Source organism: Saccharomonospora cyanea NA-134 (assembly GCF_000244975.1).
GTDB classification, from domain to species: domain Bacteria; phylum Actinomycetota; class Actinomycetes; order Mycobacteriales; family Pseudonocardiaceae; genus Saccharomonospora; species Saccharomonospora cyanea.
In genome coordinates this window covers 152,847-166,765 of record NZ_CM001440.1, presented here as the reverse complement: position 1 = coordinate 166,765, position 13,919 = coordinate 152,847, and the positions used below count along the sequence as shown (strand labels likewise).

At 69.5% G+C, this 13,919-nt stretch carries 14 protein-coding genes; 6 read left to right on the top strand and 8 right to left on the bottom strand.

Going from position 1 to position 13,919, the window contains the following annotated elements; translation table 11 throughout:
- Window positions 1–186: 186 nt before the first annotated feature.
- Complete coding sequence (locus SACCYDRAFT_RS00820) at window positions 187–1,110, bottom strand: LLM class flavin-dependent oxidoreductase (protein ID WP_005452700.1); 924 nt, start codon at window positions 1,108–1,110, stop codon at window positions 187–189.
- A gap of 35 nt (window positions 1,111–1,145) precedes the next feature.
- Between SACCYDRAFT_RS00820 and SACCYDRAFT_RS00815 the strand changes: the two genes are divergently transcribed.
- The gene (locus SACCYDRAFT_RS00815) at window positions 1,146–1,961 is read left to right on the top strand and encodes a Cof-type HAD-IIB family hydrolase (protein WP_043536965.1); all 816 of its coding nucleotides are present in this window, start codon (window positions 1,146–1,148) and stop codon (window positions 1,959–1,961) included.
- Between the two features lie 18 nt (window positions 1,962–1,979).
- Here SACCYDRAFT_RS00815 and SACCYDRAFT_RS00810 read toward each other — a convergent pair whose 3' ends face one another.
- Window positions 1,980–3,686 (bottom strand): hypothetical protein, encoded by a 1,707-nt coding sequence (locus tag SACCYDRAFT_RS00810; protein ID WP_005452697.1) that lies wholly within the window; start codon window positions 3,684–3,686, stop codon window positions 1,980–1,982.
- Window positions 3,687–3,950: 264 nt separating this feature from the next.
- Between SACCYDRAFT_RS00810 and SACCYDRAFT_RS00805 the strand changes: the two genes are divergently transcribed.
- Entirely contained in the window at window positions 3,951–4,880 is a 930-nt protein-coding gene (locus SACCYDRAFT_RS00805; RefSeq protein WP_232283750.1) for a hypothetical protein, read from the top strand.
- 62 nt (window positions 4,881–4,942) lie between these two features.
- A complete protein-coding gene (lhgO, locus tag SACCYDRAFT_RS00800; protein WP_005452693.1) occupies window positions 4,943–6,133 on the top strand; it encodes an L-2-hydroxyglutarate oxidase in 1,191 nt (396 codons plus the stop codon).
- Between the two features lie 4 nt (window positions 6,134–6,137).
- Here lhgO and SACCYDRAFT_RS00795 read toward each other — a convergent pair whose 3' ends face one another.
- The gene (locus SACCYDRAFT_RS00795) at window positions 6,138–7,115 is read right to left on the bottom strand and encodes a DUF3558 family protein (protein ID WP_005452692.1); all 978 of its coding nucleotides are present in this window, start codon (window positions 7,113–7,115) and stop codon (window positions 6,138–6,140) included.
- A gap of 79 nt (window positions 7,116–7,194) precedes the next feature.
- On the bottom strand, window positions 7,195–8,460 hold the full coding sequence (serS, locus tag SACCYDRAFT_RS00790) for a serine--tRNA ligase (protein ID WP_005452690.1): 1,266 nt from the start codon (window positions 8,458–8,460) through the stop codon (window positions 7,195–7,197).
- 126 nt (window positions 8,461–8,586) lie between these two features.
- On the opposite strand from serS, the gene SACCYDRAFT_RS00785 reads away from it, so the two are divergent.
- Together SACCYDRAFT_RS00785 and SACCYDRAFT_RS00780 are read left to right on the top strand one after the other, a co-directional pair.
- On the top strand, window positions 8,587–9,012 hold the full coding sequence (locus SACCYDRAFT_RS00785; protein ID WP_005452688.1) for an SRPBCC domain-containing protein: 426 nt from the start codon (window positions 8,587–8,589) through the stop codon (window positions 9,010–9,012).
- The gene (locus tag SACCYDRAFT_RS00780) at window positions 9,009–9,332 is read left to right on the top strand and encodes an ArsR/SmtB family transcription factor (RefSeq protein ID WP_005452682.1); all 324 of its coding nucleotides are present in this window, start codon (window positions 9,009–9,011) and stop codon (window positions 9,330–9,332) included. Before SACCYDRAFT_RS00785 ends, SACCYDRAFT_RS00780 begins: the two co-directional genes overlap by 4 nt.
- A gap of 77 nt (window positions 9,333–9,409) precedes the next feature.
- Here the strand turns inward: SACCYDRAFT_RS00780 and SACCYDRAFT_RS00775 are convergent, their stop codons facing one another.
- The 4 genes from SACCYDRAFT_RS00775 to SACCYDRAFT_RS00760 all read right to left on the bottom strand — a co-directional run bounded on the left by SACCYDRAFT_RS00775 (window position 9,410) and on the right by SACCYDRAFT_RS00760 (window position 12,680).
- Window positions 9,410–10,327 carry a haloalkane dehalogenase gene (locus SACCYDRAFT_RS00775; protein ID WP_043536020.1) on the bottom strand — a complete coding sequence of 306 codons (918 nt, stop codon included), beginning with the start codon at window positions 10,325–10,327 and terminating at the stop codon, window positions 9,410–9,412.
- 107 nt (window positions 10,328–10,434) lie between these two features.
- Complete coding sequence (locus SACCYDRAFT_RS00770; protein ID WP_005452679.1) at window positions 10,435–10,881, bottom strand: DUF350 domain-containing protein; 447 nt, start codon at window positions 10,879–10,881, stop codon at window positions 10,435–10,437.
- A 43-nt stretch (window positions 10,882–10,924) separates the two neighbouring features.
- Complete coding sequence (locus tag SACCYDRAFT_RS00765) at window positions 10,925–12,091, bottom strand: glutathionylspermidine synthase family protein (protein ID WP_005452676.1); 1,167 nt, start codon at window positions 12,089–12,091, stop codon at window positions 10,925–10,927.
- Between the two features lies 1 nt (window position 12,092).
- Window positions 12,093–12,680 (bottom strand): hypothetical protein, encoded by a 588-nt coding sequence (locus SACCYDRAFT_RS00760; protein WP_005452675.1) that lies wholly within the window; start codon window positions 12,678–12,680, stop codon window positions 12,093–12,095.
- A gap of 74 nt (window positions 12,681–12,754) precedes the next feature.
- Between SACCYDRAFT_RS00760 and SACCYDRAFT_RS00755 the strand changes: the two genes are divergently transcribed.
- The gene (locus tag SACCYDRAFT_RS00755; protein WP_005452673.1) at window positions 12,755–13,915 is read left to right on the top strand and encodes a septum formation family protein; all 1,161 of its coding nucleotides are present in this window, start codon (window positions 12,755–12,757) and stop codon (window positions 13,913–13,915) included.
- Window positions 13,916–13,919: the final 4 nt, after the last annotated feature.

Here is a 13,919-nt window from a genome sequence, read left to right as displayed (position 1 = left end):
AGGCCGTGGTTATGAAAACCCCGTTAAGTGGGTCCGCTCCACGCCGCTTCCGCCTCGTCGCACGAGGGCCGTGCGCCCCTCACTGCCCCTCTTCCCCGGGCGCCTGTCTGTTGCCCTTGCGTCGAGTCCGACGATCCGGGAGCCCGGCGAGTTCCTCACGCTGAGTGATTCACCCGTTCAAGCGAATCAGTTGGTCTGGTCCCGACCCTGCACGCGAGGCAGGAGGTCGGCGGCGATCTCCTCCAGCACCGACTCCTTGCCCTGGTAGGGCGTGCCGCTGCGCGGCCAGTGCACCACCACGTCGGTGAAGCCCAGCTCCTCCGCCCTGCCCACAGCCTCCGTGAAGGCATCGATGCTCGTCAGCGAGAACACCGGTGCGGCGTCCAGGCTGAGGCAGCGCACCACCTGCTCGCGGCCCGCCTCGGCGAGGGAGTCGTCGAACCTGCTCGACAACTCCCGTACCCGGCTCCACCACGCCTTCTGCGTCTGTCCCTCCTCGGGACGGCCCGTGGTGATCCAGCCGTCGCCGGCGCGAGCGGCGAAGGCGATCGTCCTCGGTCCGTCCGCTGCCAACAGCAGGGGCGAGCGCGGTTTCTGCACACATCCGGGGAGGTTCCGCGCACCGTCGGCCTTGTAGTAGGTGCCCGAATGGTCGAAACCGTCGGTGCGCAGCAACCCGTCGAGCGTCTCGACGAACTCGATGTACCGGTCGGCCCGCTGCGCCGCGGACAGCTCGGGCCCGCCGAGCACCGAGGCGTCGTACCCCTGCCCGCCCGCGCCGAGACCGAGCACGAGACGCCCGTCGGCGAGGTCGTCGAGGGTGATGACCTCCCGCGCGAACGGCACGGGGTGGCGGAAGTTCGGTGAGGCCACGAAAGTCCCGAGTCTGATGGTGGTCGTGACCATGGCCGCCGCGGCCAGCGTGGGAACCGCGGTGAACCACGGTCCGTCCACCAGCGAACGCCAACCCAGGTGGTCGTACGTCCACGCGTGGTCGAAGCCGTACTCCTCGGCGGCCCGCCACTTCGGCTCGGCGGCCCACCACCTGTCCTCCGGGAGGATCACAATGCCTACGCGCACGCCGTCGACGCTATCGGTGAAACACGACACCCCGCAGCACGGGCATGATCTGGGAAACTGGTGTCGTGGAGAAACCCCGGCTCATCGCCTCTGACGTGGACGGCACCCTGCTCACCCCCCTGGAGCAGGTGGCGCCTCGCACCGCCGACGTGGTGACCCGCGCCGTCGACGACGGCGTTCCGGTCATCCTCGTGACGGGCAGGCCGCCACGCTGGATCCCCCCGGTCGCCGAGGCCACCGGCCTGACCGGCTACGCGGTGTGCGCGAACGGCGCCGTGCTGTACGACATCGGCGCGGATCACGTCGTCGACGTGCACGGCCTGCTCGAACCCGTGCAGCTCACCGATCTGGCCGAGGCACTCGACCACGCGCTGCCCGGATGCAGGCTGGCGGCGGAGCGCATCGGCACGAAAGCGCAGGAGAACGACCTGCACAACTTCGTGATCGAGTCGGAGTACCACAATCCCTGGGGTGACGGAGAGGGGTTCGTGGTCCCGCGCGCGGAGGTGCTCGGCCACCCGGCTGTGAAACTGCTGGTCAGCCACCGCAAGATGACGTCCGACGAGATGGCCGTCGCGGCGCACAGCGTGCTGGGCGACAGCGTGCACGTCACGTTCTCCTCCGGTGGCGGACTGATCGAGATCGCCTCTCCCGGGATCACGAAGGCGAGCGGGCTCGCCGAGGTCGCCGGGCGGTTCGGCGTGTCGGCCGAGGAGACGATCTCCTTCGGTGACATGCCCAACGACCTGCCGATGCTCGGTTGGGCCGGCCACGGGGTCGCCGTCGCCAACGCTCACCCGGCGGTGTTGGAAGCCGCGGACGAGATCACCGCGTCCAACGCCGAGCACGGCGTGGCGCAGGTGCTGGAGCGCTGGTTCTGAAGGCCGCGACGGAGCCGGTCAGAGGCACGACACGTACGTGAAGTCGGGGTGGGCGTCCAGGAGTTCGAGGAGGTAGCTGGCCGACACGCGCCGCACGTACACCGACACCCAGTACGGTGTGCCCTCCCGGCGGAAGCTCGCCACCTCGTAGAGCCCCGCGTAGGCGGGGTTGATGCCGCATTCCTGCTCGGTGGTGTAGCCGGACTCCTCGACCGCCACGGCCGGTGAACGGGTGTTGACCACGTAGTCGAAGTCACGCGTGAGGTAGACGCTGTGACCTGCCACCCGCAACGGTTCGCCCTCACGGGCGATGTGCTCGTCCGTGCGGCCGAAGACGTCCACGACGACGATCGACGGTCCCGCCTCGTACGCCAATGCCCCCGTGTTGTGAGTGCTGATCACCGTCCCTGCCGGTAACGACTCGTCGAGCCACCTGCCGACCTCGGCGAGCTGGTCGGCGGACGCGCGCAGCTCGTGCATGGCGGGCAGTGCGCGGGGATGCACCATGGTCACGACCAGCGACAGCCCGCACAGTGCCATGGTCACCACGGAAACCGTGCGCCTTCGTGCGAGCGGGGATCGCGGTTCCGGCTCGGCGGACGTGGGCGCTTCCCTCGCCGGGCTGGTCACGACGAAGAGCCCGTACGCGGCCGTGCCCACGATCGCCAGCAGTACCGGCACCGGGGCGAGCAGCCGCCACGCCGGCATCCAGCCACCGCCTGCGGCCAGGACACCCACCACGTGTCCGACCGCGAGCGCCACCAGCAACCACACCACCGAACGAGCGCGCGCCACGCTCTCCGGCACCCCGCGGCGGGTCAGCAGCAGCGCCAACGCGGTCACGGCGAGCGCCACGAACGCCTGGTAGGCCAGCGCGAACTCGGCCACGTACTCCCAGCCACCCGCCAGCCGGTCGGACCAGCCGCCCTTCCATCGCGACACGACGACGTTGGGCAGCAGGTGTTCGTAGATGGTGAGTCGCCACACCGTCCACGGCACCAGCAGCACGACGACACCGACCACATACGCCACGGCGGTCGAACCCGCCTGCCTGCGGCGGACCGCCTCCACGGCGAACCACGCCAGCCCGACCACGGCGAGGACGAGCCCTTCCGGTCTCGTCATGACCGCCAGCGCGGCCACCACCCCGGCCACCACCGCTCTACCGGCCGCGAGCGCCAGACAGAGCATGAGCGTCAGCAGCACGAACAGCGGCGCTTCGAGACCCGACGCACCGTAGGCCGAAAGCGAGCTCGACCCGGCGGTGAGCGCTGCCGCCACCACTCCGAGACCGGGCATCCCCGGCCCCCCGGGCCGGGCGAGCAGCACGATCCGGTTCGTCAGCCGGTACGCCAGCAGCACACACCCGAGGGCACTGGCGATGCCGAGGGCCACGGCGGTCGCCACGATGGCGTCGGAGTCGTCGAACACCGCGCCCGGCAGAGCCACGACAATCATCCACAGGAAGTTCGCGTAGCCCTCGACGTACTCGCCGGGGTTGTAGACGGCGCCGTAGCCCTCGGCGACGTTGCGCGCGTAACGGAAGGTGACGTAGGCGTCACCGGCGATGGTGGCATAGGCGAGCTGGTGGAACAGCGACAGCAGCAGAGCGAGCCCCAGCGCGACGAGTCGCCAGAGCCGCCTCGTGTTGATGCGTGGCCACCACACGATCAGGAAAACGGCCAGCACGAGCCACGAACCGATCGTGACCGCCGTCACCACCACACCCCGCCCGCTCGACCGATGTGCACCCCTTCCGTGGCGAAGCTACTCGCTCCACGACGACTCGGGGCTGATCCGACCACGTGTGTCGGCAAGGGTGTCGACAAGATCCACGGCCACGCCGACCCACGGCCACTCACCGTTCAACAGCAGTAACGTTCCGCTCTCGCGATCATCACGAAGGGGTCGGGTGCGTTACGCCGCCCGCACCGGGCCGATGTCCCAACCGTGCTCAAGAAACAATCCGGACTTGTCACCGTCCTGATCGTGGTGGCGCTGACCACGTCGTGCTCGGCCTCGGAAACCGGGAAACCCGAGCGAACCGGCGCGGCGGACCAGCCCGGCACCGCCCAGGAAAAGCCGCTGACGGCCGAGGCCGCTCTCGGCGACCTCTCCGCGGTCGACTTCTGCGAACTCCTCGACGCCCAGGCTCTGGCGAAGGCCGGCGCCGACGTCGACTTCACCGTGCCGAGCTTCCGGCACTGCTACGTCGGAGTCACCACCCCGTCCACCACGCTGACCATGACGATCGGCAACCTGTACGACAACAACCCGAAGGTCATCTGGCCCTCGGAGGACGAAAAACTGTCCCGCTCGGTGCGCAGGCAGAGCATCGAGGTCGAGGGCGAGGGATGCCTGCGGGCTCTGATGTTCGCCGACGAGATCGGCCTGCGGGTCCTCGCGCAACCACTCAGCGACGCCGAACAGATCGATCAGGAGGAGCTCTGCCGCATCGCCGACGCCGCGACAGACGGGGTCGCCGAGGCCGCCTTCTCGGAGGAGACGTTCCCGCAGTCGTTCCGGCCGGGCTCCCTCGCGGAGTTGGACCCGTGCGAGCCGTTCGAACGGGCCGGAGTGCCCGACCTGTTCGAGGATGGCGTGAACGTCCACGAACAACTCGACGGCCACGGCTGCGCCCTCGGTAAGCCGAGCATGCCCGCGGTCGAGCTGGACTTCGAGGTGTCGCTCACCGACCTGTCGGACTTCTCCACGAAGATCGCGGGTCGTCCGACGAAGGTGACCCCGCTCGAGTACGGCTGCGAGGTGACGACCCCGCACATCCGGTTCTCGGAGGAGAACCCGCACGAACGGGAGGTGGTCACCCTCTCCGCCGTGTCCTTCGACCCGGACCGCTGCGCGGGTGCCGAGGAACTCGCCGCCCTCGTCTGGCCGGAGCTCCCCGAGTACCGCGCCTGACCCGTCCCCGGGAACGGCTCGACTTCGGCCGAGCCGCTCCCGGCGGCGTAAGCTGCCGCACCGTGCGGCACGTGACGGTCATCGGTGGCGGCATCATCGGCCTCGCCGTCGCCTGGAAGCTCACCGGGCGCGGCTACCGCGTCACCGTGCTGGAGAAGGAGAGCCACTGGGCGGCTCACCAGACGGGGCACAACTCGAACGTCGTGCACGCCGGGCTGTACTACCGGCCGGGTTCGCTCAAGGCGCGGCTCTCGGTGGCGGGCAACCGGTCGATCGTCGCCTTCGCCCGCGACCACGGGGTGCCCGTCGACGTGTGCGGCAAGCTCGTGGTCGCGACATCCGAGGCGGAGCTGCCCGCGCTCGGCGTGCTCGCCGAGCGGGCGGAGGCGAACGGCGTACCCGCCACGATGCTGGACGCCGCGCAGGCCAGGGAGTACGAGCCCGAGGTGTCGTGTGTGCGCGCGTTGCGCGTGCACTCCACCGCGGTGATCGACTTTCCCGCCGTGTGCCATGCGCTGGTGTCGTTGTTGCACGACGCCGGTGCGGACCTGCGGCTGAACACACCCGCGCTCGGGATCCGCACCGGAGCACGCGGGGGCGTCGAGGTCGCCACGCCACAGCACGTGGTGCGGGCGGACGTGCTCGTCAACTGTGCGGGCCTGCAGTCCGACCGCGTGGCCCGCCTGGCCGGGCTCACACCGTCGGCGCGGATCGTGCCCTTCCGCGGCGAGTACTACGAGCTGCGGCCCGAGCGGCGTCACCTCGTACGCGGACTGATCTACCCGGTACCGGATCCGGCGCTGCCGTTCCTCGGCGTGCACCTCACACGCATGCTCGATGGCAGTGTCCACGCGGGACCGAACGCCGTGCCCGCGTTGCGGCGGGAGGGCTACCGGTGGCGGGACGTCTCACTCGGCGACCTCGCCGAGGTGGTGACCTTTCCGGGCACGTGGCGGCTCGCCCGCCGCTACGCCGTCCCCGTGGGGCTGGCCGAGGTCACCCGGTCGCTGTCGAAGCGGCTGTTCGCGGCGAGCCTCGCCCGGCTCGTTCCCGCCGTGACACCGGACGACATCGTGCGCCACGGCTCCGGAGTACGTGCCCAGGCCCTGCTCCCCGACGGCAGACTCGCCGACGACTTCCTCATCGAACAGGTCCGCGACCAGGTGCACGTGCTCAACGCTCCCTCCCCCGCCGCCACGAGTGCGCTGGAGATCGCCGCGCACGTCGCCGACCGGGTCGAGGCGTTCGCCTGAACGCTCACTGCCGCGGCAGGTTCTCGGTCACGAACGGGATCGTGTCCTCGACCTTCGCGCAGACCTCGTCCATCTCGGCCTCGGCTTCCACGACCGTGATGTTCACGTACGACTTGTCGGTGAAGGCCACGTGGGCGAGGCACAACCCGGGGATGTCCGCGGAGTACACCACCCACTCGTGACCGTCGGACTCGACGTCCTTCGGTTTCCGGTCCGACTGCTCCTCCGGGACCGGTACCGGTCGGTCCGTCTCGACGCCCACGATGGTGGCGTTGCGTTCGTCGCCGTCGGCGGCGATCCAGCTGCACCGCGCGGGCAGCAGCTCGTCCGGTTCGAGGAACTCACCGTGCCCACGACGGCCGAGTTCCTTCGCCTGCTCCGCGGTGAGCAGCGAGCACGGGTCCACCGACTCCAGCGGGCTCGGCTGCTCCGGCTCGATCTTCGCAGGCGCGCCGCCGGGAAGGTTGGAGGCCACGTACGGCGCCGCGGCCTCGGCCTGCTCGCAGGACTTCGACTCGTCGACGAAGTCACTGCTCGCGATCAGAACGAACGACGAGGGCGAGAGCTCGGTGGCGATCGAGCACATCGCCTCGGTACCGAACGGGTCGGGATAGTGCGCCCACGTCAGGCCACCGAAGTCCTTCTCCCAGTCCGGCTCCGCACCGTTGACGTAGTCGGTGAGCGGGATGTCCACGGAGAAGTAGACGTCGAGCAGGTCCATGCCCTGATCGCTGTAGGCGGGGCTCCACGTGCACGCGGGCGGCACGAGCTGCTGCGGCCTTCCGGGGGTGAACTCGCCCTTCTCCTCGTAGTCGAGGGCGGCGGCCTGCTCCGGGGTCAACAGCTCGCACGGCTCGCCCGCGGCCACGTCCGGCCGACCGCTCGACGGTGGTGAAGCCGGTGAGGCCGTGCCGCTCACGGTGGTCGCACATCCCGCCAGCAGCAACGCGGACCCCAAAACGGCGAGAACCCTCCCGCGCACGTGACCCTCCCAGAGTCGCCTTCCGGCTGACACGATCAGAGTAACGGCACGGGAGGGCGCAGCGGGCTGACTCGCGAACTCAGGCTCGCGGCTCCAGAACGGACAGTCCACCGAGGAACGGGCGCAGCGCCTCCGGGACGCGCACGGAGCCGTCGGCCTGCTGGTGGTTCTCCAGGATCGCGACGATCCACCGCGTGGTGGCGAGCGTGCCGTTCAGGGTGGCCGCGACCTGCGGGCGGCCGTCGGAGTCGCGGTAGCGCACCGACAGCCTGCGCGCCTGGTAGGTGGTGCAGTTGGACGTCGAGGTCAGCTCGCGGTACGCCTGCTGGGTGGGCACCCACGCCTCACAGTCGTACTTGCGTGCCGCGCTGGAACCGAGGTCGCCCGCCGCCGTGTCGATCACCCGGTAGGGCACCTCGATCTTCGCGAGCATCTCCTCCTCCCAGGCGAGCAGCCTCTCGTGCTCCGCCTCGGCGTCGGACGGCTCGCAGAAGACGAACATCTCCACCTTGTCGAACTGGTGGACGCGGATGATTCCGCGGGTGTCCTTGCCATAGGAGCCCGCCTCGCGGCGGAAGCACGACGACCAGCCCGCGTACCGCTGCGGTCCGGCCGTGAGGTCGAGGATCTCGTCCGAGTGGTATCCGGCCAGCGGCACCTCCGACGTGCCGACCAGGTAGAGGTCGTCGTCGGGCAGGTGGTACACCTCCGACGAGTGCGCGCCGAGGAAGCCGGTCCCCGCCATGATCTCCGGCCGCACCAGCACGGGCGGGATCATCAGCTGGAAGCCCTTCTCCGCCGCCTGCGCCGCCGCCAGGTTCAGCAACGCGAGCTGGAGCCGGGCGCCGATGCCGGTGAGGAAGTAGAACCGCGCCCCCGACACCTTGGCGCCGCGTTCCATGTCGATGGCGCCGAGCGCCTCGCCGAGCTCCAGGTGGTCCTTGGGCGTGAAGTCGAACTCCCTCGGCGTGCCCACGTGCTTGAGCACGACGAAGTCGTCCTCGCCGCCCGCCGGTACGTCCGGGTGCACGACGTTCGGCACCACCCGGTGGAGCTGCTCGAACTCCTCGCTGGCGCGGTTCTGCTCCGCTTCGGCCGCCTTGACCTGGGCCGCGAGCTCCTTACCGTGCGCGAGCAGGGATTCGCGTTCCTCGCCGGACGCCTTGCCGATGCGCTTGCCGAGCTGCTTCTGTTCGGCACGGAGGTTGTCGGCCCTGGCGATGGCGGACCTGCGTTCGGCGTCGAGGGACAGCAACCTGTCCACGACGCCGACGTCCTCACCGCGGGCGCGCTGCGAGGCGCGCACGACGTCCGGTTCCTCGCGCAGAGTCCTCAGGTCAATCACGGTTAGCAGGGTAGACCGGTCGCTCGGCGCACACGTGGTCGGCCGCCCCCCAACGCGCAACCCATAGGTTGCAGTGAGGCGACTTCATGTGCAACCCTGTGGTTGCACTAATCGAAGGAGAATCCAATGAACCTGGACCGCATCGAACGCGACGTGTGGATCAACGCCCCCGCAGCACGGGTGTGGGCGACGCTCGTCGAGTTCTCCTGGGTGGACGACGGCCACCGCCGCGGCGTCACCCCGGAGAGCGGTGAACGCTTCGTGGCCAACAGCGCCGAGGACGGTGACTACCCGATCCGGATCGAGAAGTCCGAGCCCCCTCACTACCTCGCCTATCGATGGGCCAGCGCCTTCGCCGGTCAAGAGCCCGGCGAAGGTAACTCCACGCTCGTGGAGTTCACCCTGACCGAGGAGCAGGGCGGCACTCGCCTGTCAGTGGTGGAAACGGGGTTCGCGACGCTGCCCGAACAACACCGTGCCCGCGCCTTGGAGGAGAACACCGGCGGCTGGGAGGAACAGCTCGACGTGCTGCGGAAGTCCGTCGCGGCATGAGCCCGGTCGGTGTCGACGCGGTGCTCGGCGCGCTCGCCGACCCCACCCGGCGAGCGGTGTTGGACGTACTGTCGGCACGGGGTCCGGCCAGCGCCTCGGCACTGGCCGGACAGCTTCCCGTGTCGCGGCAGGCCATCGCCAAGCACCTCACCGTGTTGGAGCGGGCGGGGCTGGTATCGGCGCAACGCACCGGCCGCGAGGTCCGCTACGTCCTCCGATCGGAGGCACTCGACGTAACGGCACGCTGGATGGCACGACTGGCCGCCGATTGGGACCGCCGTCTCGCGACCGTCAAGCGCGCCGCGGAAGGACAGCCCTGACGCCGGACGCGAACGGGCTCACGGGCCGGAAGGACCCGGAGCCGGGAGCCGGGGAACCCCGGGAGGCCAGAGTGGACTCAGGGTCGCTCCAGTCCGCGCACGAACTCGACCACGACACGGGCCAGCTCCTCGCCCGCGTCCTCCTGGAGGAAGTGACCCGCGCCCGCGATGGTCGGGTGCTCCCGCCCTGCGGCGCCCGGCATGGTGCGCCGCAGAACCGGGCCCATGGCCTCGGTGATCGGGTCACCGTCGGAGAACGCGCACAGAAACGGCAGCGACGACGTCGACAGCTTCTTCCACGCCGCCCTGTTGGCCTCGGACGCGTCGTCGTCGGGCGTGGTGGGGACCAGTGCGGGCAGCGCACGCGGCCCCGCCTTGTACATCTCGTTGGGAAACGGCGCGTCGTAGGCGGCACGCTCCGCCTCGGTCAGGGTGCGTTCGCAGCCCGACTGCACGAAACGGGCGATGTCGAGCACCTGTGCGTTCTGCACGGCGTCGTGGAACGCCCACCACTGCTCGGGCATGTCGTGGTCGCCGGTCGGCAGACCCGTGTTCGCCGCGACGACTCCGGCGAAGCGGTCGATGTTCTCCGCGACGAGCCGCAGGCCGATGAGGCCACCCCAGTCCTGCCCCACGAGGACGACGTCACGCAGATCGAGGGCGTCGAACGCGAAGGCGCGCATCCACTCGACGTGCCGCGCGTAGGTGTGGTCGGCCACGTCCACGGGCTTGTCGGATCGGCCGAAGCCCACGAGGTCGGGCGCGACGGCCCTGATGCCCGCTTCGGCGAGCACGGGCAGCATCTTCCGGTAGAGGTAGGACCAGCTCGGCTCGCCGTGGAGCAGCAACACGGTGGGGCCGTCGGGTGGTCCCGTCTCCACGTAGCCGATCCTGATGATGCCGTGCAACGGGTGGTCGACGTCCGCGTGGAAAGCGGGGAAATCGAAATCGGGCAGGTCGCTGAACCGGTCTTCAGGTGTCCGCAGTAACCGCACGCGCCACACCGTAGTGGACGAAATCATCCGAACGGGCCGTCAGAAACCAAGGCGATATGTACGCACCTCCCGCGGGACCTCCGTCGGGAGGTCCCGCGGGCGGGGCGCTAGGAGATCGAGACGGCGACCACGAGGCCGAGCGCCAGGTGGGCGGCGGCCACGATGAGGCTCGCGGGCGTGTACCTGTCGCTCTCGATGGCGGAGCGGATGTCGATGCGCGTCGCCCACTCCAGCAGCCGTACCGCCAGTACCTGGGCGACGATGCCCACCAGGCCGTACACGAGCGAGGTGATGAGGCCCTCGACGAGGTCGCTCGACGACGTCCAGATGGCCACCACCACGATGAACGCCATCGACAGCAGCCCCGACGCCGTGATCACCACGGCGTTCGGCAGACCCCGGCGCACCAGCTCGGACAACTTGCCAGGGGTGGTCAGGTCGATGGCGTAGAAGCCGAGGAGCATGAGCACCAGGCCGACGATCGCGTACAGCATGATCGCCCCGATGCCCCTGGCCAGGTCGGTACCGAAGGTGTCGGACAGTGCTACGAGCACGAAGGTCTCCCAGGTCGAGTGAGCAGGTTGCGGGCGTGTCCTATCACGACTGCGGGATGCGGTGTGGGACGAACGCCGCTCCGTCGTCCGTCACCAGACCCGACGACTCCCGGATGCCGAGCCCCGCCGCATTGTCGCCGACGATCCACGCGCCCAGCACGGGACGGTAGCCGTCGAAGTCGGGAAGCGGGTCGAACGCCTGGTAGACGTAGCCCTCGGAACCGTAGACGCCACCGGTCTCGGTCTCGTACCCGGGAGCGACGATCTTCACGTTGGCCCCCTCCCGTCCGAGTTTCGGTTTGCGCACGTACTCGGTGAGCAGGCCGGGCTGGTCGTTGAACGCGGGCAGCAGGTTGGGGTGCCCCGGGTAGTTCTCCCACAGGATGCCGAGGAGAGCCTTGTTGGACAGCAGCATCTTCCACAGTGGCTCGATCCACAGTGTCTGTGGCAGCGACTCGACGGCGTAGCGGCCGAACTCCTCGTCGATCACCCACTCCCACGGGTACAGCTTCACGACCGTGTTCATGGGAGCTTCCTCGAGGTCGACGAACCGCTTGAGCAGCGGGTCCCAGCCGATCTCCTCGATGGCGAGCCCCACCGTGTCCAACCCGGCCTCCGCCGCGGTCTCCTGGAGGTAGGTGACGGTCAGATGGTCCTCACCGGTGGGATCGGCACTCGACCAGCTGAAGTGGAGTTCGTTGGACGGGAGTTTGGCTCCGACGACCCGCCACCGCTCGACGAGCTGCTCGTGCAGCGAGTTCCACTGGTCGTCGTCGGGGTGGACGTCGGTCTTCCAGTACCACTGCACGATGGCCGCCTCGAGCAGGGAGGTCGGCGTGTCCGCGTTGTACTCCAACAGCTTCGCGGGACTGCGGCCGTCGTAGCGGACGTCGAACCTGCCGTAGACGTGCGGATCGGCACGGCGCCACGACTCGGCGATGTGGGGCCACACCCATTCGGGGAGTCCGAACTCGGCGTACCTCTCGGTGGTCACGACATGGTCCACGGCTTCCAGACACATCGAGTGCAGCAGTTCCACGTCGGCCTCGACCGAGAGCACCTCCTCCATGTCGAGGACGTAGTGGACGGACTCGTCCCAGTACGGCCGGGGCTGTCCCGTCCCGTACCGCGCGGGGGTGCCGAACACGAGCCCCTGCTCGGCGACGGTCTTCTCCCAGCCCGCGCGGGGCGTTCCCGTCTCCCTGCGCATGTCAGGAACCCCCGCCCTTGCCGAAGCTGCCGCCGCTGATGCCGAAGCCGCCGCGCTGGACGGTGCTGCCCGACTTGGTGCTGATGGAGGCGTTGGCGGGGCGCGTGTACGTACCGCCGCTCACCTTCTGGCCCACCGTCCCGGAGCCGCCGTAGTTGTAGCGGTACTGCTGGTAACCGCCGCCCGGCGACGGGAGGAAGATCCAGCCGCCGCTGTGGTAACCGTGGTGGGAGTTCACGTAGTCGTCGTCGCAGTAGTCGTCGTCGACGACGGTGCCGTCGGCCGTGGTGCAGACGGCGGTGACCTCCTCCGGCATCGCGACGACGTACCAGGCCGCGACGAGACCGACGAGGCCGACCGTCACGCCGCCGCCCGCCAGGACCTTGCGCCGGGTGCGGGCCTTGGCCTCGGCCTCCTCGCGCTGCCGGCGCTTCTCCTCGGCTCGGCGCTGGTTCTCCTCGACCGCCCTCATGCGTGCCCGCTTCTCGGCGAGCGTCGGTTCCCGGGGGGTGGTCGTCTCAGGATCCTGGAAGCGCATCGAGCCGCGCCGTTCCCCGTCCCTCTCGTCCTTCTCGCTGTCATCCGTCATCGCGCACTCCAAGACCGCGGGCCATGCGGTATGTCACCTTAGCCACTCACTCACGGTCACACGGCGAAACAGGCATGATGGTGCTGATGTCCGACCAGCCCGACCGCCCGCCGAACGACTCGGCGCTGCGTACCCGCGTGTTGATGGGGGGTGCCTTCCTCGGTGCCCTCGTCGCCATGACACTCAGCTGGGTCTTCTCGTGGGTTCCCGAGAGCCCGCAGCTCGTCGCGCAGCGACAGGCCGAGGAGAAGGCCGAGCAGGTGGCCAAGGCTCGGGAGGAGGCGTTCCGCTCACCTCCGGGCAGCTGCCTGAACTGGACCGCGCCGGACGCGAGCGACGTGCACAAGGTGTCGTGTGACGAGGAGCACCTCTTCGAGGTCGTCGGGGTGGCCGACCTCACGTCGGAGCACGGGCCGAAGGCTCCCCTGCCCGACGAGCGGACGTGGCGGGAACTCACCGAGGAGCACTGTGGCCCGCTGGTCGAGGACTACCTCGACGGCCCGCTCGACCCCGAGGGCAAGCTGACCATCGGCGTGCTGCGGCCGGACGAGAAGCAGTGGTCGGGCGGGGACCGCGCCCTGCACTGCGGACTCCAGTGGGTCGGCCCCGGTGGCGGCCTGCAGGTGCTGACGGAGTCGGCGAAGGACATCGACCAGTCGAACGTGTGGGAGCCCGGCACCTGCCTCGCGCTGGTCGACAAGAGCGTGGGCGACCCGATCTCCTGTGACTCGCAACACTCCTACGAGATCGTCGCCACGGTGGACCTCGCCGACGAGTTCGACTCCTACCCGTCGGAGGACGACCAGAAGGAGTGGCTCGAACCGACCTGCGCCGAGCTCGTGGAGTCCTACACCGGAGGCAAGAACGTCGAGGCGCTGGCCGAGGACGGGCTGATCCTGAGCTGGGACACGCGCTCGGAGGAGAGCTGGGAGGCGGGTTCGACGCTCGTCAACTGCAAGGTGGGCACCACGCTGGAGGACCGCAGCGGGCTGGCTCCCGTCCAGGGCAGCGTGAAGGACAGCAAGGACACCGAGAAGGGCGACAAGGGCGACAAGGGCGACAAGGACGGCAAGGGCGAGAAGGGCACGGAAAGCGGCGAGGACGGCCAGGGCAGCGGCGACGGCGGCAGCGGCAACGGCGAGAACGGCGGGACCGCCGAAGGCGGTGACGACCCCGGGGACGGCGAGCCGACCGACCAACCGGAGCCGTCCGGCAACCAGGGAAACGGGGGTTGACGGC